We start from the raw sequence: 20,733 nt of genomic DNA, 5'->3' as shown, positions 1-20,733 counted from the left end.
TTGACTTTGCAGAGCCTGTACTTCAAATTTCACTCTTTCAACATGTTTTGTATATAATTTTCTAATGGTTTCGGAAAAGATCTCATTAATGATGATTCAAAGTCGGTGATAAGATATTCATTTTTTGATGTAAAATCATCCCAGATTTTTCCGGAAGGAATTTCGATATTATTCACTTCTATTGTTAAATTTTTATGCGTAAGCTTATGGTTCAATGTTTTACTTCCTTTGCCAAACTGTTCCAGCTCTTCAGGAATTGAAGTTGGAAATTCAAATAATTTTTTCCAGATGAAATTGTCTTTTCTTTGCTGAATTAAAAACTTCCCATTTCTGTGAACGAAAAAATATTGCAGATTCAAGTCTTGTGCTTTTACTTTTTTTGTTTTTACAGGAAACTCATCTGTTTTATGTAAAGAAAAAGCGATGCAATCCTGATTGAAGGGACAGTCTCCGCATATCGGATTCCGAGGTTTGCAGATCTCTGAGCCTAAATCCATCATTGCCTGATTAAAATCCCCTACATTTTCCGGCATAATCAGCTTTGATAATTCTGAAAAATAAACAAAGGCTCTGGACGATGAAATATCAAAATCATCTGCAAAAACACGACTCAGAACTCTGTAAAAATTACCATCTACCGCAGGCATTTTTCCATTAAAGCAAATACTTGAAATTGCAGCTGCAGTATATTTACCTACTCCTTTCAGCTTCAGAATATCTTCGTAATGAGAAGGAAAAACTCCGCTATAATCTGACATGATCTGCTGTGCAGCTTTGTGAATATTAATCGCTCTCGAATAGTATCCCAAACCTTTCCAGTATAATAAAACCTCATCTTCAGAAGCTTCTGCCAAAGTTTTTACATCGGGAAATCTTTCTACAAAATTATTGTAATGATTAAGACCCTGCGCAATTCTTGTCTGCTGGAAAACAATTTCACAAATCCAGATTTTATATGGATCTTTTGTTTTTCTGAATGGCAGATCACGGGCATTTTGATGATACCAATTGAGAAGCTTTTTACCTAAATGAAGAAAATCTGAATTATTATTTTTCAATTTAAAAATGAATAAAATTATTATTTTGCAGGCAAAGATAAATATTGTTTTTAGTCTTTCTGAATCGAATCATTAAAAAAGCACGCTTTAAAAAACGTGCTCTTCTAAATAATTACCAGATTTTTATTCTTTGTTCCGGTGCTCTGTACAATTTATCACCCGGCTTTATATCAAATGCTTTTATAAATGAATCCTGATTAACCAGCGGACCAAAAGCTCTGAAATATCCAGGAGAATGCGGATCTGTTTTCACTTGGTTCATCATATACTGATCAGTAGATTTTGTTCTCCACACTGTTGCCCAGCTCATAAAAAATCTTTGATCCTGCGTGTAACCGCTTATCAATCCTGGATTTCCGTGATCTTTAAGATACATTTGAAGTGCATCATAAGCAACTGCTACTCCGCCCAGATCTCCGATATTTTCACCACTTGTAAATTTCCCGTTGACAAAACTTCCTTTTACAGGTTCATAAGCATTGTATTGAGCAGCTAACTGCCCCACTTTTGCATCAAAATTTTTACGGTCCTGCTCTGTCCACCAGTTATTTAAGTTACCATCACCATCGAATCTAGAGCCACTGTCATCAAACCCATGGGATATTTCATGACCGATTACAGCACCAATTCCTCCAAAATTTACCGCTGCATCAGCTTTAGGATTGTAAAAAGGAGGCTGAAGAATCGCTGCTGGAAAAACGATTTCGTTGTTTGAACCGCTATAGTACGCATTAACAGTTTGAGGAGACATTCCCCATTCTTTTTTATCAACCGGTTTGCCAACTTTTTCCAGACTTTTCTGATATTGCCAAGCCGAAACATTCTGCAGATTAGAATACAAGGTTGCACCCTGAGAAGGAGATTCTACTTTTAATTTAGAATAATCTTTCCATTGATCCGGATATGCAATTTTTACTGAGAATTTAGAAAGCTTTTCCTGTGCCTTCACTTTGGTTTCAGCAGACATCCAATCCATCTCATCAATGTGATTTTTGAAAGATTTTACAATGTAATCAATATACATTTCCATCTGTTTTTTAGATTCCGGACTGAAATATTCATCCACGTATAGCTTTCCGAATGCTTCACCCAAAACTCCGTTTACCAAAGCAAGCCCTCTTTTATCCATCGCACGCTGCTCTTTTTGTCCCTGCAAATATTTAGAATAAAAATCGAAACGGATATTGTCGAGATTGTCGCCTAGATAACTTGCATTTCCATTGATCACGTGATATTTCAGATAATCTTTCAGCAACGGAAGATTTTTCTGATTGATAAACTGATCCATATTCTGATAATATTTCAGCTCACCGATGATTACCTTATCTGTATTAACACCGGCTTCGGTAAGATACTTTGAAAGATTGACATTCTTTACCAAACCTGAAAGCTCCGAAACATTTTTAGGATTGTATCTTAAATTAGCATCTCTGTTTTGCTCAAGTGTCAAAAGATAATTGGCCAGCTGTTTTTCAAAGTCAACTACATTTTTTGCTGCCTGATTATAATTTTGATATCCTAAAACACTGAATAATTTTGATACATAATTCTGATATTCTGTCAAAGTTTTGGTATTGGCATCGTTGACTTTCTGATAATAGTCTCTTCCGAGTCCCAAATCCGGACCGCCAAGATAAACAGCATTCATTTTAGAGTTTTTCAGATCTGCACCTACTCTCCATCCATAGAAAGAATTGTCACCAAGTTTTGTAGCTTCCAAAAGATATTTCTGGAGATCGTTTACATTTTTGATGGCATCAATCTTAGCCAAATCAGATTTAATGGGTGTAATTCCCTGTGCATTTCGCTTTTGTACATCCATAAAAGATGCATAAAGATTCTGGATCTTTTGACCTTCCGTACCTTCTGCGTAATCTTTATTTAAAATTTTGTTTAAAATCCCTAAAGAAGCATCATCTACATTCTCACGCAACGCATTGAAAGACCCCCAACTTGCTTTATCTGAAGGAATCTGTGTGGTTTTGATCCAGTTACCGTTTACGTAATTGAAGAAATCATCCTGCGGACGAACAGTTTTATCCATGTAAGAAAGATTAAGTCCTTCTTCCGGAATTTCTTTATTAGTAGATTGATTAGCTGTTGATTCCCGAGTAATTTCGTTAGATTGTGCGGCTGTGTTTTTTGATGTCCCGCAAGAATTTAAAAATACAATTCCAGAAAAAGCAAGAACTGCAATATTGATGTTTTTCATATTGAGATTTTATTACCTTAATTATACCTTACTGATTTTCATTGGTGTTTTTATAAGAAAATTGAGCTTTACATAAGTGATAAAGTTATTCTTTACTAATAGATCAAATATAAGCAAATATGTTAAATGACGATTCTATATTTATCACACTAAAATATTACCTTTGAATTTTCAAATAAGAACGATGAATAAACAGGTTTTAGATTTTTGGGTAGGAGATTTCAGAAGTGAGGAGTATTTTTATCAATTTGTAGAAGAGGATGAGAATTATTACATTAGTGAAGAATCTGATGACAGCTACGTTTCAAAGTTTGCAGAATCACAGGATACAATCTGGTTTGATCAGGATCTTCTGGAATATGGTTTTGAAAAGAGCATACATCATTTTGCCGAATATTCTTTTGCCGAACAATGGCTTCCTGTTTTGGTTAACCGAATAAATGAAATGAATCTGAAGTTTGAAATAAACTCTTTGATCTTTGTGAGTCATGGGCAGATTCCACAGCCAAAATCTGTGGAAAATGATGATTTTTCTTTAACTTATTTAGGCGGAATAGAATTCGAGTTTTAGGGTTTTGCTTCATTTCTCAGCTCAGAAAGAAAATTTCCTTTCAAAACATCATAAAGCGAATGTCTGCTGACCAAAATAGAAAAAAGAGAAGAAATCATCCCTGCAAGCATCAGATGAAAAATAAGTGAATGGCGGTCTGTCATTTCCAGAACAATAATTGCTGATGTAAACGGAGCTCTTGTTATCCCTGTAAGAAAGGCAACCATTCCGCCCAAAACAACTACATTGGTTTCATTTGCTGTTAAATGAATGACACCCGAAATTACAGAACCAATACTTGCTCCCGCAGTAAGAGCCGGTGCAAAAATCCCTCCTGCACCACCTGACGTAAACGATAGAGCCGGCCCAAACATTCTTAATATAGGAACATACCAAGCTTCATGTTTATCCTGGGTAAAAAGTACCCGCTCCATAATTTCTTTTCCTGATCCAAGAATCTCACGACTGATAAAAAACGAAATACAAGCGATCACCAAAGCACAGCCAATCAGAAAAAGTATATTTGAACGATCTGTTTTCAATGTTCTTTTTTTCCAATGATTTATTTTGAGCATAATTACGGAAAGATGACTTGCTAAAATCCCTGCAATTCCTGAGACAAGGATGATAGGAAACATGACCGTTAAAGAAACATCATTGGTTTTAGGATACCCTAAATACAGGTATGATCCTGCTAAAGTCTGTGCTGTTAAACCCGCAATAATAACCGCAGTAAACAGTGCTGTTTTAAAATAATTAATGTGCGTTTTAGAAAGTTCTTCCACCGCAAAAACAATCCCTCCTAATGGTGTATTGAAAGCGGCTGCCAATCCTGCTGCAGCTCCGGTCATAATCATGTTTTTCTTTGAAATCTTAGGCCACCAATCGGGAAGATATTCATTCACTTTTCTGAATATTGAACCTGCAATCTGAATGGTTGGTCCTTCCCTTCCGACTGCACCACCTCCAATTACCAAAACTACCGATGAAAGGATTTTAAAAATAATTATTTTTAAGCTTAAAAGACTTCGGATTTTACGGTGTTCTTTTGGATTTGCCAATTCTACAGCAGCCATTACCTGCGGAATACCACTTCCTTTAGCATTGGGAGCAAATTCTTTTACCAGCCACCAGGAAAGAACAAAACCTACCGGCGCAATAATAAAAATCATCCAATCGTGCCAGTTGAGAATAAAATGCAGAAGATTTTCTCCCCATGCAAATATTTTGGCATACATAACGGCAAAAAATCCTGTAATTACAGATCCTATCCAAAATGGAACCGCCTGAAGAAGGTTGTTTTTCAGTTGTTCGTTTCGGATATTGTCAAAAGATTTTTTGAGAGCTTGACGGAAGTAGACTATTATTCTACGCATACCCCAAAATTAGTCTAAATTTTATTAAATCCGAAAAAAAACATTCAATAATGATGTTAAAATTTAGAAATGTGAAATTTCAAAACCGAAGACACTCTTATTTTAGATATCCTTAGTTTTTTTTATTTTAGCATTAAGACAGTCAATTAGAAAAAAATAATGAACTAATAAAATTATTTTAAGATGAATTGAATTATGGATTAAGGCTAGAACTTTAATTAATCTTAATAAGAAAAACCAATACTACCTTAATAATCTCTCAGAAATCTATAATTTTAACTTTTAAATATATACATATAAACAAACCCGATTTGAAATTCAAATCGGGTTTGTTTTTTATTTAATATTAATCTTGTAAGGCATTTCCATCTTCACTTCAGATTTAAGCTTTTCATCTGTAAGCTGCTGTAGTATTTCATAATTTGCTTTTCCAATTTTATTTCTAATTACTTTTGCAGAAATATCATCCTCATTCATATTACTAAAAATTTGCTCGAATGCACTTACTTCTTTTGGATAAGAAGATACGTTGTAAGATTTTAAATTAGCTTTCTGAGCTGCAAATTTTACCGCATCATGAAGAGAACCCAGCTCATCTACCAAACCAATTTCTTTAGCACGCATTCCGCTCCATACTCTTCCGCCCCCTACATTATCAACCTGTTCAAAAGTTTTATTTCTGTTTTGAGTTACAAAATGCACAAATCTTTTGTAAGTTCCTTCTACACTTCTTGTCATCAAATTTACTCCATAAGGTGTAAGACCATGAAGTGAAGAATAATAAGCTGAATTGGCATTTGTAGCAACAATGTCTGAACGTATTCCGTTTTTGTTGGCGATATCTTTAAAATAAGGAAGTACACCAAACACACCAATTGATCCTGTGAGTGTATTAGGTTCAGAGTAAATCTTATCAGCAGCCATTGCAATATAATAACCACCAGAAGCTGCATAGTCTCCAAACGAAACAATCAAAGGTTTCTTTTTCTTTAATTGCTGAAGTTCAAAAAGAATTTCATCAGACGCATTGGCACTTCCACCAGGAGAATTAATTCTCAGAACAACCGCCTTTACTTTTTTATCTTCCTGCAGTTCTTTTATATATTTTATATATTTTTCAGAATAAATTTCGTTATACTCATTACCACTATTTATAGAACCGGAAGCATAAAGGATTGCCACTCTTTCATTCTCAGACTCTTTATCTTTAAAGGAATCTGCATATTTATGCAATGCAATTTTATTAAGTTCATCTTTCTCTTTAAGATTAAGCTTTTTACGGATAATATTATCATATTCTGTTTTTTGGATGAGCTGATCTGCCAATTTATATTTCACCGTTAAATCAGGGATCATTCCATACAGACTGTCAACAACCATTCTGAAGTCATTTGTGCTTATTTTTCTGGATGCTGCAATTTTAGAAGAAGTATTGCCCCAAATATCATTTAACAGTGTACTTAATTGCTCTTTATTTTCAGGAGAAATATCATTTCTTAAAAAAGGCTCTACAGCAGATTTGAATTTTCCGTGACGAATAACTTCAATGCCTATTCCGTATTTCTCAGCAAAATCTTTAAAGAAAGTAACTTCAGTAGAAAGTCCTTTTAATTCAATCCCACCTGCAGGATTTAGATAGTACTGATCAGCAACTGAGCCTAAATAATATGAAGCCTGAGAAACAGCATTTCCGTAGGCATAAACAAATTTGCCACTTTTCTTGAAATCTTCAATGGCAGATCTTAAATCGTCTATGTGGGTGATTCCTGCATTAAGATTATCAACCTCTATACTGATTCCTTTTATATTATCATCGGTTTTAGCTTTGTGAATGGCTTCTATTGCATCATAAATAAGAATATTTGTGCTTTTTCTGTTAAGATCAAAAATATTTTGACGCTCCTCTGTTGGACTATCAATGATATCTGTTTTAAGATTAATCGTCAGAACAGAATTTTTCTTCACTTTAACAGATTCTTTATTGCTCATTGATCCGAAAGCAATCATTAAAACAAAAAAGAAGAAAAATACGAAGCATAGTATGACAATAGCTACTATATTTGCTAATACATTTTTAAAGAAACTCTTCATAAATAATCATTTTTCAATATGTCGCAGCATACAGCAGTTTTGTTACTCGGAAGTAATATTGGTAATACAAAAAACAATATTGATGAGGCTTTGGAAGCAATAGCACAGGAACATACAATATTAAAAAAAAGTGAATATTTAATATCTGAGCCTGTAGAGTTTGTCAGTTCTAATATTTTTTGTAATATTGCAACGATAATACAAACTGACTTATCACCTGTTCAACTTCTTGATTATGTAAAGAAAATCGAGATCAATATGGGTCGAAAAAACGACTCTAAGGTCACAAAAATTTACACTGACAGGATAATTGACATTGATATAGTAAAGTTTAATGAATTGAAATTCTTATCAGAAAGATTAGAAATCCCTCACAAGAGACATCTTAATGAAAGAAAATTTTCAAAAATTTTATTGAAAGATATTATTTAAAAAAAACAACACATAAAACATATTGTATGAAATTAGGTTTATTATTATTGGCTACATTGCCTATTGCTACTTATGCTCAGGACAGTATTGCCGTAAATTCTACTAATGAATTTCCTAATACATTCTCTTCGGGATCCGCAAACGTTCAAAAATTTGATAACAAAGCCAGAAGATTTAATGACTGGGCTATATCTGTGGGAGGAGGACCTGCATTTATGACTTTTGCTGACCTTACTTCTTTTTACGATCGCAAAATCAACTGGGGCTGGAACGCTTATGTAAGTCTTGACAAACAAATTTCCCACACATTCGGATTAAGTCTGCAGTATCAAATGGGTAAAACAAACCAAAGAGGAATGTTGCCAAACAACCCTGCTGCAGGGGTCGCTAATGCGTGGACGGAATTTAAGCAGGTTTCGATATTAGGAGATCTAAATTTCTCTAATCTTCTAAGACGTGTAGATAATCATTCTCCGTACAGATGGGCTTTACATGGTTATGCAGGAATTGGTTTCATGGGCTATAAGACAGAGCTCATCGACAACGATGCCTCAAGATGGAGTACAAACCCTCCAAGAATTCCAATCATGATTGATCAAAAGCTTAATATCGAATCTTTTTTCATGCAGGCCGGTGTCGGATTGAAATATAAAATCTCCAGACTTATAGATATTGAAGGAAGAGTGATGTACCTTAACAGTTTTGATGAAGAGTTTGATGGTGGTGGTGATGGAAGAGAATTTGAAGGAGCAAACGGTTACAAAATAAATTATAACCTGATCAATGATTCTTATTCAGACTCAATGTTATCATTTAATTTAGGGCTTTCATTTAAGCTTGGAAAGCACATTTCTCATCTCGCATGGCACGATCCTTTGCAAGAAGCATACTACAGAGCTAATGTTTTAGAAAATACATCAACAGAATTAGTTGTCTGTGAAAAAGGTGATAATGACAATGATGGAGTATGTGATGACTGGGATCGTGAACTCAACACTCCTGCCGGAGCAAGAGTTGATGGAGCAGGGGTAGCTTTAGATATGGATCTGGATGGTGTAATTGATCTTTACGATAAATGTGTAACAGTTCCTGGTCCTGTTGAGAACCAAGGATGCCCAACTACTCCAATTGTACAAAATGTAGAGCCAACAATCGAAGAAACAATCAATCAGGATTTTGAAGGGATTGAATTTGAATTAAATAGTGACAAAATAAGACCACAATCTTTTGAAAAACTAAATCATGCTGTTGAAGTCATCAAAACTTTAGATAAAAATAGTCAATACTTAGTTATTGGTGCTACTGATACAAGAGGTTCAGAAAAATACAACCAGACTTTGTCTCAAAAAAGAGCTAATGCTGTCGTTTCTTATCTTACAGGTAAAGGCGTTCCGGCAGGTATGCTAATCCCTGAAGGTCATGGGAAATCTGATTTGAAATATCCTGAATGTGATCCTGCTACAAAATGTCCTGAATGGAAAAATGAAGCAAACCGCAGAGTTTATTTTAAATCTAAATAACAATCATTTAATTAACTAAATAAAAAATACACTATGAAATTAAGTTTAGCCATTGTTGCATTAGCTTTAGCTGTACCTACAGCAAACTATGCACAAGATTCAATAATGGTCGTTTCTAATGATACTTATCCTAATACGTTTTCATCCGGATCTGCCAATGTATCTCCCTTTACACAAAAATCAAAAAGATTTAATGACTGGGCAATATCAGCTGGGGCTGGTGTGCCATTAGTTCAGTCAGGAGATTTAACTTCTATTAAAAACGGTAACGGTAAAAACCTTTTCGGATATTCTGCTTATATAAGTATTGACAAAGCTATTACTCACGCTTTTGGTATCAATTTACAATATGACAGAGGAGAAACAAGACAAGGGTGGTTTAACACAAAGGATTCCGCTCCCGCAGGTTCTACTTATCAGCAGGTAGGTGCAAGAACTCAATATGATGCCATCTCTTTATTAGGGGATATTAATTTCTCCAATTTATTAAGAAGAGTTGACAACAAATCTACTTTCAGATGGGCATTACATGGTTATGCAGGTATAGGGACTTTAGCATACAGAGCTTATCAGAAAGATCTTAACGGTCAGAGATTAGCTACAGAAGTAAAACCTTTTAAATTAGGATCATTCTTTGGACAAGCCGGAGCTGGTCTTAAATTTAAAGTTAACAGAAGATTAGATCTTGAAACGAGATTAATGTATGTGTACACGGGTGATGATGAATTTGACGGTGGTGGTGCACAATATAGCTCTATTAATAAGAGAGAAGACCAGATTTCAGATAACTTCTTTAATGCAACTCTAGGTTTATCTTTAAAATTAGGAAAACACGAATCTCACTTAATGTGGCATGATCCATTGCAGGAGATGTACTATAAACTTGATGTTTTGGCTGACAAAAACCAGGATATTGAAGTTTGCAAAAAAGGAGATGCAGATAATGACGGTGTTTGTGATGACTGGGATAGACAGCTTGATACTCCTGCAGGAGCAAGAGTTGATGGTGCTGGTGTAGCTCTTGATACAGATTTAGACGGAGTAATTGATCTTTATGACAAGTGCGTAACTGTACCAGGACCAGTAGAAAATCAAGGGTGTCCATTGGCTCCTGAACCATTACCAAACAATGGTGGAGTTACGATAAATGAAATGAACCTTGAAGGAATTGAGTTTGATTTGAATTCTGACAGAATTTTACCAAATAATACTCCAATTCTAAACAATGCAGTAAACTATATCAATTCATCTAATGGTTCATATACTGTAATTGGAGCAACTGATACCAGAGCTTCTGATGCTTATAACCAAAAGCTTTCCGAAAGAAGAGCAAATAGCGTTAAGAGCTATTTAATCAGAAACGGTGTTGATGCTTCTAAGCTAAATGCAGTAGGAAGAGGTGAAAAAGACCTTAAATATCCTGAGTGTGAACCAGCTACAAAATGTCCTGAATGGAAAAACAGAGCAAACAGAAGAGTTTACTTTGAAGCTAAATAATAAACTATTGTATTATATCAAAGTCACGCAATGCGTGGCTTTTTTTGTTTAAATACTTTCCTTACATTTACTTTATGATTTCTTCCCAAGATTTTAATGAATTAAAAGCCAAGACCCTACAGCATTTTTGGGGTTATGACCATTTCCGGGATACTCAGGAACAAATTATTGATTCTATAATACAGCAAAAAGATACGCTTGTTCTACTTCCTACAGGAGCAGGAAAATCACTTTGTTATCAATTACCTGCACTTTTACAGCATGGAACTTGCCTGGTAATTTCCCCTTTATTAGCATTAATGAAAGATCAGGTAAATCAGTTAAAATTTAGAGGAATTGAAGCTGAATATTTGAGTTCCGAACTGGATGAATTTGATGCTGAAGTTATCTATAATCGATGCAAAGATGGTTTAACAAAACTGCTCTACATTTCACCCGAAAGATTAACTAATAAGCAGTTTATACAAAATATTGAAGAAATACCACTTTCTTTTATTGCAGTAGATGAAGCACACTGTATTTCAGAATGGGGACAAGATTTCAGGCCTAGCTATCAAAATATAAAAGATTTTAGAAAGAATAATCCTGAAATTCCTTGTTTAGCGTTAACTGCAACTGCAACACCCAAAGTTTTAGATGAAATAAAAAGTAAACTTGAGCTTACTCATCCTAATGTATTTCAAAAAAGTTTTAAAAGAGATAATATAAAAATTTTTATTGAAGAAATTTCAGACAAATATCAAAAGGTTCTCAATATTTTAAAATATGCTAAAGAATCCGGAATTATATACGTTAGGACAAGAAAAGAAGCCGAGCTACTTACAGAATATTTACATCGCAATAAGATACAGAATGTAGATTATTATCACGCAGGTCTTACAACCAAAGAAAAACATGAGAGACAAAATTTTTGGAACAACAGTGATCAAAATGTATTAATCTCCACCAATGCTTTCGGAATGGGTATTGATAAAGATAATGTCCGTTTTGTGATTCACTTTTCACCTTCTCAATCAATTGAAAATTATTATCAGGAAATTGGTCGTGCAGGAAGAGATGGCAAAAAAAGTTTCGCTTTTCTTTTGTGGAATCAGCAGGAAATATCAAATTTTGACCAAATCTTAAAAAACCAGATCCCTAATAAAGTTGAATTTTTGAAGATTATCAGCTATTTATACTCAAAATTTCAGGTAGCTGAATTTGAACTTCCTGAAAAAGTTTTTCAACTTAATACGACAGGAATACAGAATTTTACAAAACTATCAACAGCAAAAATTAAAAATGTACTCAATTTCCTTCATACGCAGGAGATTATTTACTACAATAACAACAAAAGTTTGTCTTCTTTAGAACTATTGATTAATCATGCTGAAATTGATCAGATCCCCTCAAAAGATGCTTATTTTATTGAGTTACTTCTTCGGTCACTTTCAGGAATCACAAGTCATAAAGTCATGTTTAGCGAACAAAATTTGAGCAATAAAATTGGCGTTAGTATTCATTTAATCAAAGAAAGGTTAAAGGAAATGCAACAAAAAAACTATCTCGAGTACATTGATGGAGCTTTAGCAAGTGTTAAATTTCTGAAACAAAGAGATGAAAGAGCTAATAGTGGAATATACTGGAAACTTTTTGAACACATTCAGAAAAATAAAATACAGAAATGGGAAGAAATGAAGTTTTTTGTAGAAGATACCAAATATTGCAAAATAAAACTTATCCTATCTTATTTTGGAGAAAAACATTCAAAAAACTGTGGGCAATGTACAGCCTGTGAGAAAAATAAGCAATCAATATTCGGAAAAAATATATCCGAAGAAATCATCCGTGTTTTAAACAAAAAACCATCTACTATAGAGGAAATTTCTGTTCAGCTTCAATTTCAGTCAAAGGAAAATATTTTAGAACATTTAATTTATCTTCTGGACGCAGGAAAAGTAAAAATGCTTAACTTTAAAACTTATGCTCTTACATAGAAGTAATGATAATTCGTCTAAACTAAATTTAAAGCTGCTCATTTCTCCTTTACCATAAAGAACTTTATCTTTGTACAATGAAATCATTGAAAGTCGTATTTTTAGGCACTCCCGAGTTTGCAAAGCATACATTGGAAGCCATTCATAAATCTCATCATCAAGTCGCAGGTGTCGTTACTGTTGCCGATAAAGCAAGCGGGAGAGGACAAAAGATCAATCAATCACCTGTTAAAATTTTTGCAGTTGAAAACGGCATTCCTGTTTTTCAGCCTGAAAAATTAAGAAATCCTGAGTTCTTAAATGAATTAAAAAAATTAGAAGCTGATGTCTTCGTAGTAGTTGCATTTAGAATGATGCCCAAAGTTTTATTTGAGATGCCTAAAATGGGAACCTTCAACCTTCACGCATCACTTTTGCCAGATTATAGAGGTGCTGCACCCATTAATTATGCCATTATAAATGGCGAGCAAAAAACTGGAGTTACTACTTTTTTTATTAATGAAAAAATAGACGAAGGAAATATCCTGCTACAACAGGAACTCACTATTTTACCCAATGAAAATGCAGGATGCCTTCATGATAGGTTGATGTTAATAGGAGCTGATCTAGTGATAAAAACACTTGATGGTCTATCCGAAAACTCAATTTCAGAGAAAACTCAGCCACACGTTGAAAATCCTAAAAATGCCTTTAAAATTTTCAAAGAAGATACAAAGATTAACTGGAATGAAAATTCTAAAATAATTCATCAGTTTATCTTGGGAATGTCTCCATATCCTGCTGCTTTTACTATCTTAAAAATCTCTGAAGAAGAAAAAAATTTGAAAATATTTTCTGGAAAATATGAGATTAATAATCATCATAAAGAAATCGGAAGCATAGAAATTTCAAAAAATGAATTTAAAATTTATACTCAAGATGGAATATATTTCCCACTAGAGCTACAATTGGAAGGGAAAAAAAGAATGAATTTAAAAGACTTCCTCAACGGCTTTAGAAATTTTGAAGAAATTAAAATAATTTGATAGTATTAAATTTTTAATTTTTATAAAGAAATCATATAGACTTCTCCTAGCTAAAAATATCTTCAACTAATTGTATATAGCCGCTTTGTTATCATCAAAGCGGTTTTTTTGTTATTTTAATTGAGATGAGTTCTGATTTGATGAGTTTTGAATTGATGAAGAGTTGGAGTATTTTTTGAATGAGGAGCCAAAAAAGTAAGGGCATAAAAAAACCTCATACATTATTGTATGAGGTTTGTAAAAAAAACTGGCGGCGACCTACTCTCCCGCTTTCGCAGTACCATCGGCGCTGGTGGGCTTAACTTCTGTGTTCGGAATGGGAACAGGTGAGCCCCACCGCTAAAACCACCCTAAAGGCTGTATATAAGAGATTAGATGTTAGTAGTTAGAGATTAGTAAATACTAACTTCTAATTTCTAGTTTCTAACTTCTATTTTATCGGTAAATTTCATCACAAAGGCAAAACCAGTTCTGCACTTATAAGGCTTGGTATTGTAACCAATAGGCTATAAATCTACGGGTAATTAGTACTACTCGGCTATGCTGTTACCAACTTTACACCTGTAGCCTATCAACGTGGTCATCTCCCACGACCCTTAAAAGATGTCTCATCTTGAGGCGAGTTTCGCACTTATATGCTTTCAGTGCTTATCTCTTCCAAACATAGCTACTCAGCGGTGCACCTGGCGGTACAACTGATACACCAGAGGTTTGTTCAATTCGGTCCTCTCGTACTAGAATCAAGCCCTCTCAAACATCTAACGCCCGCAATAGATAGAGACCGAACTGTCTCACGACGTTCTGAACCCAGCTCGCGTGCCACTTTAATGGGCGAACAGCCCAACCCTTGGGACCTTCTCCAGCCCCAGGATGTGACGAGCCGACATCGAGGTGCCGAACCTCCCCGTCGATGTGAGCTCTTGGGGGAGACTAGCCTGTTATCCCCGGAGTACCTTTTATCCTATGAGCGATGGCCCTTCCATACGGAACCACCGGATCACTATGTCCTGCTTTCGCACCTGATCGACTTGTAGGTCTCACAGTCAAGCACCCTTATGCCATTACACTCTACGCACGGTTACCAAGCGTGCTGAGGGTACCTTTGAAAGCCTCCGTTACTCTTTTGGAGGCGACCACCCCAGTCAAACTACCCACCACGCAATGTCCTTCTAAAAGAAGTTAGGCTCCAAGTAAGTAAAGGGTGGTATTTCAACGTTGGCTCCACCAACACTAGCGTGCCGGCTTCAAAGCCTCCCACCTATCCTACACATTACTTACTCAAAGTCAATACGAAGTTATAGTAAAGGTTCACAGGGTCTTTTCGTCCCATTGCGGGTAATCGGCATCTTCACCGATACTACAATTTCACCGAGCTCGTGGCTGAGACAGTGCCCAGATCGTTACACCATTCGTGCAGGTCGGAACTTACCCGACAAGGAATTTCGCTACCTTAGGACCGTTATAGTTACGGCCGCCGTTTACTGGGGCTTCAGTCAATGCCTTCGAATTACTTCTAAGCACCTTCCTTAACCTTCCAGCACCGGGCAGGTGTCAGACCCTATACAGCATCTTTCGATTTAGCAGAGTCCTGTGTTTTTGATAAACAGTCGCCTGGGCCTCTTCACTGCGGCCACCATTGCTGATGGCGTCTCTTCTTCCGAAGTTACGAGACTATTTTGCCTAGTTCCTTAGCCACGACTCACTCGAGCACCTTAGGATTCTCTCCTCGACTACCTGTGTCGGTTTTGGTACGGGTTGCTTCACTTCGGCTTTTCTTGGAAGCACTTTCCCTACAGCAACTTCGCCCGAAGGCTAGGTCTTGACTATTCCGTCAGTCTTCAGTAAGTACGGCACTCCGTCCCCTTTTTAGTGTGAGCAAGTATGGGAATATTAACCCATTGTCCATCCACTACTCCTTTCGGATTCGCGTTAGGTCCCGACTAACCCTCAGCTGATTAGCATGGCTGAGGAAACCTTAGTCTTTCGGTGAGGGGGTTTCTCGCCCCCTTTATCGTTACTTATGCCTACATTTTCTTTTCTGTCCGCTCCACAATACCTCACGATACTGCTTCGGCGCAAACAGAATGCTCCCCTACCAGATATAATTAATTATAAATCCATAGCTTCGGTAATATGCTTATGCCCGATTATTATCCATGCCGAACCGCTCGACTAGTGAGCTGTTACGCACTCTTTAAATGAATGGCTGCTTCCAAGCCAACATCCTAGCTGTCAATGCAGTTCAACCGCGTTGCTTCAACTTAGCATATATTTGGGGACCTTAGCTGTTGGTCTGGGTTCTTTCCCTCTCGGACATGGACCTTAGCACCCATGCCCTCACTGCCGACCATCATTTATTAGCATTCGGAGTTTGTCAGGAATTGGTAGGCGATGAAACCCCCGCATCCAATCAGTAGCTCTACCTCTAATAAACTATATATCGACGCTGCACCTAAATGCATTTCGGGGAGTACGAGCTATCTCCCAGTTTGATTGGCCTTTCACCCCTACCCACAGGTCATCCGAAGACTTTTCAACGTCAACCGGTTCGGTCCTCCACTTTGTGTTACCAAAGCTTCAACCTGCCCATGGGTAGATCACAAGGTTTCGCGTCTAATCCTACTAACTATACGCCCTATTCAGACTCGCTTTCGCTCCGGCTCCGGACCTGAAGTCCTTAACCTCGCTAGTAAAATTAACTCGTAGGCTCATTATGCAAAAGGCACGCCGTCACACCATATTGGTGCTCCGACCGCTTGTAGGCGTACGGTTTCAGGTTCTATTTCACCCTTCTATTCGAAGTGCTTTTCACCTTTCCTTCACAGTACTTGTTCACTATCGGTCTTTCAGGAGTATTTAGCCTTGGAGGATGGTCCCCCCATATTCAGACAGGATTTCACGTGTCCCGCCCTACTCATTTATCACTCAAATATGCCTTTCATATACGGGGCTGTCACCCTCTTTGGCTGTTCTTTCCAGAACATTCTATTAAACATATAAAAGCTTTTGGGCTAATCCGCTTTCGCTCGCCACTACTTACGGAATCTCTTCGATTTCTTTTCCTCCGGGTACTTAGATGTTTCAGTTCTCCGGGTTTGCTCCCATTGCTGGGTGACATGTCTTCAACATGCCGGGTTGCCCCATTCGGACATCTCGGGATCTATTCGTGTGTGCCAATCCCCCGAGCTTTTCGCAGCTTACCACGTCCTTCTTCGCCTCTGAAAGCCTAGGCATCCGCCATACGCCCTTAACGATTTCTTTCCTATTTTTAGGTTACTCAAGCACTTATAAGTGCTCGGTTTTCTCTTTGTGATGTCTTTACCGTTAATGTCAATGATCTTATTTCTATTTCTGATCTAATTCGCAAATATTGTTTTTGGCTCTATCTGCTTTTTTAAAATTAAACCATCTATGATGGTGGAGAATAAGGGAGTCGAACCCTTGACCTCCTGCGTGCAAGGCAGGCGCTCTAGCCAGCTGAGCTAATTCCCCCTCTAGGTGCTGCAGGCTCTAGGCTATAAGCTTTAGGCTAATGCCTACTGCTTGAAGCTTAATGCTTACCGCTTTAATTAGTAGTCTCGGGCAGGCTCGAACTGCCGACCTCTACATTATCAGTGTAGCGCTCTAACCAGCTGAGCTACGAGACTTTGTTTTAGATGTTAGATTTTAGACACTAGATGTTAGACTAATTTCTAACTTCTAATTCCTAACTTCTTTTTCTAAATCTCTTATCCCTTATACTAATTTCTAGTGGGTTTTGTATTTTTTTAATATATCAACCAAATAAAAAACTAAAGCTTTAACTTTAAGTAAGTACAATTGTACTATATAAGTACTTTGTATTTTGTTTAACGTTCTTCAACGCTCTAAAATGAGATGTTCCAGCCGCACCTTCCGGTACGGCTACCTTGTTACGACTTAGCCCTAGTTACCTGTTTTACCCTAGGCAGCTCCTGTTACGGTCACCGACTTCAGGTACCCCAGACTTCCATGGCTTGACGGGCGGTGTGTACAAGGCCCGGGAACGTATTCACCGCGCCATGGCTGATGCGCGATTACTAGCGATTCCAGCTTCATAGAGTCGAGTTGCAGACTCCAATCCGAACTGAGACCGGCTTTCGAGATTCGCATCTATTCGCATAGTAGCTGCCCTCTGTACCGGCCATTGTATTACGTGTGTGGCCCAAGGCGTAAGGGCCGTGATGATTTGACGTCATCCCCACCTTCCTCTCTACTTGCGTAGGCAGTCTCACTAGAGTCCCCAACTGAATGATGGCAACTAGTGACAGGGGTTGCGCTCGTTGCAGGACTTAACCTAACACCTCACGGCACGAGCTGACGACAACCATGCAGCACCTTGAAAATTGTCCGAAGAAAAACCCATTTCTGAGCCTGTCAATTCCCATTTAAGCCTTGGTAAGGTTCCTCGCGTATCATCGAATTAAACCACATAATCCACCGCTTGTGCGGGCCCCCGTCAATTCCTTTGAGTTTCATTCTTGCGAACGTACTCCCCAGGTGGCTAACTTATCACTTTCGCTTAGTCTCTGAATTCGAAAACCCAAAAACGAGTTAGCATCGTTTACGGCGTGGACTACCAGGGTATCTAATCCTGTTCGCTCCCCACGCTTTCGTCCATCAGCGTCAGTTAAGACATAGTGACCTGCCTTCGCAATTGGTGTTCTAAGTAATATCTATGCATTTCACCGCTACACTACTTATTCCAGCCACTTCTACCTTACTCAAGACATGCAGTATCAATGGCAGTTTCACAGTTAAGCTGTGAGATTTCACCACTGACTTACACATCCGCCTACGGACCCTTTAAACCCAATAAATCCGGATAACGCTTGCACCCTCCGTATTACCGCGGCTGCTGGCACGGAGTTAGCCGGTGCTTATTCGTACAGTACCTTCAGCTAGATACACGTATCTAGGTTTATCCCTGTACAAAAGAAGTTTACAACCCATAGGGCAGTCGTCCTTCACGCGGGATGGCTGGATCAGGCTCTCACCCATTGTCCAATATTCCTCACTGCTGCCTCCCGTAGGAGTCTGGTCCGTGTCTCAGTACCAGTGTGGGGGATCACCCTCTCAGGCCCCCTAAAGATCACTGACTTGGTGAGCCGTTACCTCACCAACTATCTAATCTTGCGCGTGCCCATCTCTATCCACCGGAGTTTTCAATATCAATCCATGCGAATCAATATATTATGGGGTATTAATCTCCCTTTCGAAAGGCTATCCCCCTGATAAAGGCAGGTTGCACACGTGTTCCGCACCCGTACGCCGCTCTCAATTGCCCGAAAGCAATCTACCGCTCGGCTTGCATGTGTTAGGCCTCCCGCTAGCGTTCATCCTGAGCCAGGATCAAACTCTCCATTGTAGGTTTGTCTGACTCACTCAAAGTTATTTGACGCTTTAGTTTTTCCTTACTTGGTTGTTATATCTATTTTTCAATGATCTATCCTCTTTCGCTTTATAACGTAGCAATCTTTTCTGTCAGTGTCGCTCCGTATTTGCGAGTGCAAAAGTAAAAAATTATTTCTTATCAGCCAAATGTTTCTAAAGAAAATTTTAAAGTTTTTTTTATTAACCCTAATTCCTTATCCTCATTAAACCAATACTCTCCTGCGCTCCCTTTATCGGGACTGCAAAGATACAAATCTTTTTTAATTCAGCAAGGTTTATTTTTGTTTTTTATTCCTAAATAAATCCCGCTCCGAAATTTATATCTCATCTACCGCTACTCGCGTATCCAGTAAATACAGAGGGTTATTCTTTATTGCCTTTCAAGCCTCTTCTGCGCTACTCTAAACTCTCGTTTTAAGTGCCGCAAAAATAGAAACTATTTCCCCCAAACTCCAAATTTATTTAACATAAAATTAATCCTAAATTAATATCTCCCCTTAACTCCCTGAATAACTGTGAGAAAAATTTAAAAAAAAAGCAAAAAGGAAAAGAAAAGGACATAAAAATACCTTAGACCCATGGAAAAGACATCATTTTTCTGAAAAGGATTTTATTTTAAAAAAGAGCTGGCGAAAAAGATATAGAGGAAAGTGGTATATGGATCCTGGAAAAAATTCATCTTTAAACGAAAAATGTCCCTGAAAATTCAGAGACATTATATAATAGTATATATGAGTTCTTACAAAAATCGTTTTACCAGCTCCTTATATGTATAATATCCTACCAAACAACCGATAGTATCTGCTACAATATCTAAGGTTTCCATAGATCTCCCCATCTGCATTTTTTCCTGAAGAATTTCAGTAAGAAATGCATAGATAAGAAGAATCTGTAAAAAGTAGGAGAACTTTATCCTCGGAAATGCTGCTATAAAACAAAAACCTAAAGCAGCAAAAATACTTAGATGTAAAACTTTATCTATTCCGGAAAACATAAACCAATATTCGTGATTTTCTACGCCCGGACGTAAAAGCATATATGTAAGAAATGCCCAATATATGGGCAGTATCTTTATGAATATGTTTGAAATTTTATCCAATGACTTCCTGATATTCTTCTGCAGAAAGCAATTCTGACTGATCTGCATCATCGGCTATTTCCAACTTGATGATCCAACCTTGTCCGTAAGGGTCTGAGTTTAAAAGTTCCGGCTGATCTTCCAGAGCAGAATTAAATTCTATTACTTTTCCTGAAATCGGCAAGAATAAATCTGATACTGTCTTTACCGCCTCAACACTTCCGAAAACATCTCCCCCATTGATCTCATCATCTACTGTATCTACATCTACATAAACAATATCTCCCAATTCTCCCTGTGCAAAGTCTGTAATCCCAATAGTAGCAACATTTCCTTCTATCTTGATCCACTCATGATCTTTGGTGTACTTTAATTCTGATGGTGTATTCATTTTCTATTTTTTAATGTTGACAAATTTATTCAAAATAGAGATATACTCAAAGAAAATTTTAAACAAGTTATGATTATCATATGATAGAAAAATATAATTCCTGCTTTGTAATTCC

12 protein-coding genes, 2 tRNA genes and 3 rRNA genes are annotated in these 20,733 nt (G+C 37.1%); 6 read left to right on the top strand and 11 right to left on the bottom strand.

Going from position 1 to position 20,733, the window contains the following annotated elements; all coding sequences use genetic code 11:
* Nucleotides 1-29 precede the first annotated feature (29 nt).
* A complete protein-coding gene (mutY, locus tag FOL89_RS10050) occupies nucleotides 30-1,058 on the bottom strand; it encodes an A/G-specific adenine glycosylase (RefSeq protein WP_144282664.1) in 1,029 nt (342 codons plus the stop codon).
* A 112-nt stretch (nucleotides 1,059-1,170) separates the two neighbouring features.
* Nucleotides 1,171-3,270 (bottom strand): M13 family metallopeptidase, encoded by a 2,100-nt coding sequence (locus FOL89_RS10045; protein ID WP_144282663.1) that lies wholly within the window; start codon nucleotides 3,268-3,270, stop codon nucleotides 1,171-1,173.
* Nucleotides 3,271-3,433: 163 nt separating this feature from the next.
* Between FOL89_RS10045 and FOL89_RS10040 the strand changes: the two genes are divergently transcribed.
* The gene (locus tag FOL89_RS10040; protein ID WP_185146961.1) at nucleotides 3,434-3,841 is read left to right on the top strand and encodes an immunity 22 family protein; all 408 of its coding nucleotides are present in this window, start codon (nucleotides 3,434-3,436) and stop codon (nucleotides 3,839-3,841) included.
* Here FOL89_RS10040 and FOL89_RS10035 read toward each other — a convergent pair.
* Together FOL89_RS10035 and sppA are read right to left on the bottom strand one after the other, a co-directional pair.
* On the bottom strand, nucleotides 3,838-5,196 hold the full coding sequence (locus tag FOL89_RS10035; protein WP_144282661.1) for a chloride channel protein: 1,359 nt from the start codon (nucleotides 5,194-5,196) through the stop codon (nucleotides 3,838-3,840). The two genes, FOL89_RS10040 and FOL89_RS10035, sit on opposite strands and share 4 nt — an antisense overlap.
* A gap of 336 nt (nucleotides 5,197-5,532) precedes the next feature.
* Entirely contained in the window at nucleotides 5,533-7,287 is a 1,755-nt protein-coding gene (gene sppA / locus FOL89_RS10030; RefSeq protein WP_144282660.1) for a signal peptide peptidase SppA, read from the bottom strand.
* An 18-nt stretch (nucleotides 7,288-7,305) separates the two neighbouring features.
* Here sppA and folK point away from each other — a divergent pair, with 18 nt between their 5' ends.
* The 5 genes from folK (at nucleotide 7,306) to fmt (ending at nucleotide 13,737) form a co-directional block, all read left to right on the top strand.
* Nucleotides 7,306-7,719 (top strand): 2-amino-4-hydroxy-6-hydroxymethyldihydropteridine diphosphokinase, encoded by a 414-nt coding sequence (gene folK / locus FOL89_RS10025; protein ID WP_144282659.1) that lies wholly within the window; start codon nucleotides 7,306-7,308, stop codon nucleotides 7,717-7,719.
* 26 nt (nucleotides 7,720-7,745) lie between these two features.
* Nucleotides 7,746-9,239: an OmpA family protein gene (locus FOL89_RS10020; RefSeq protein ID WP_144282658.1), complete on the top strand. Its 1,494-nt coding sequence runs from the start codon at nucleotides 7,746-7,748 to the stop codon at nucleotides 9,237-9,239.
* Nucleotides 9,240-9,272: 33 nt separating this feature from the next.
* Nucleotides 9,273-10,736, top strand: a complete 1,464-nt coding sequence (locus FOL89_RS10015) for an OmpA family protein (protein ID WP_144282657.1) — start codon at nucleotides 9,273-9,275, stop codon at nucleotides 10,734-10,736.
* A 74-nt stretch (nucleotides 10,737-10,810) separates the two neighbouring features.
* Nucleotides 10,811-12,712 (top strand): RecQ family ATP-dependent DNA helicase, encoded by a 1,902-nt coding sequence (locus FOL89_RS10010; protein ID WP_144282656.1) that lies wholly within the window; start codon nucleotides 10,811-10,813, stop codon nucleotides 12,710-12,712.
* Nucleotides 12,713-12,789: 77 nt separating this feature from the next.
* A complete protein-coding gene (gene fmt / locus FOL89_RS10005; RefSeq protein ID WP_144282655.1) occupies nucleotides 12,790-13,737 on the top strand; it encodes a methionyl-tRNA formyltransferase in 948 nt (315 codons plus the stop codon).
* Nucleotides 13,738-13,982: 245 nt separating this feature from the next.
* Here the strand turns inward: fmt and rrf are convergent.
* The 7 genes from rrf to gcvH all read right to left on the bottom strand — a co-directional run bounded on the left by rrf (nucleotide 13,983) and on the right by gcvH (nucleotide 20,618).
* A 5S ribosomal RNA gene (gene rrf, locus FOL89_RS10000) occupies nucleotides 13,983-14,090 on the bottom strand.
* Between the two features lie 151 nt (nucleotides 14,091-14,241).
* Nucleotides 14,242-16,998 (bottom strand): 23S ribosomal RNA (locus tag FOL89_RS09995).
* Nucleotides 16,999-17,152: 154 nt separating this feature from the next.
* Nucleotides 17,153-17,229: transfer RNA gene (locus FOL89_RS09990), tRNA-Ala, on the bottom strand.
* An 81-nt stretch (nucleotides 17,230-17,310) separates the two neighbouring features.
* Nucleotides 17,311-17,384: transfer RNA gene (locus FOL89_RS09985), tRNA-Ile, on the bottom strand.
* Nucleotides 17,385-17,606: 222 nt separating this feature from the next.
* A 16S ribosomal RNA gene (locus FOL89_RS09980) occupies nucleotides 17,607-19,123 on the bottom strand.
* The 16S, 23S and 5S rRNA genes sit together here with 2 tRNA genes alongside, the layout of an rRNA operon.
* 765 nt (nucleotides 19,124-19,888) lie before the next feature.
* On the bottom strand, nucleotides 19,889-20,296 hold the full coding sequence (locus tag FOL89_RS09975) for a VanZ family protein (protein WP_185146960.1): 408 nt from the start codon (nucleotides 20,294-20,296) through the stop codon (nucleotides 19,889-19,891).
* Nucleotides 20,241-20,618 (bottom strand): glycine cleavage system protein GcvH, encoded by a 378-nt coding sequence (gene gcvH, locus FOL89_RS09970; RefSeq protein ID WP_144282654.1) that lies wholly within the window; start codon nucleotides 20,616-20,618, stop codon nucleotides 20,241-20,243. The genes FOL89_RS09975 and gcvH overlap by 56 nt, the downstream gene beginning before the upstream one ends.
* Nucleotides 20,619-20,733: the final 115 nt, after the last annotated feature.

This window comes from Chryseobacterium echinoideorum, from assembly GCF_007474535.1.
Classification (GTDB): domain Bacteria; phylum Bacteroidota; class Bacteroidia; order Flavobacteriales; family Weeksellaceae; genus Chryseobacterium; species Chryseobacterium echinoideorum.
Note: the sequence above shows the minus strand (reverse complement) of the source record. Positions and strands in the feature narration are given on the sequence as shown.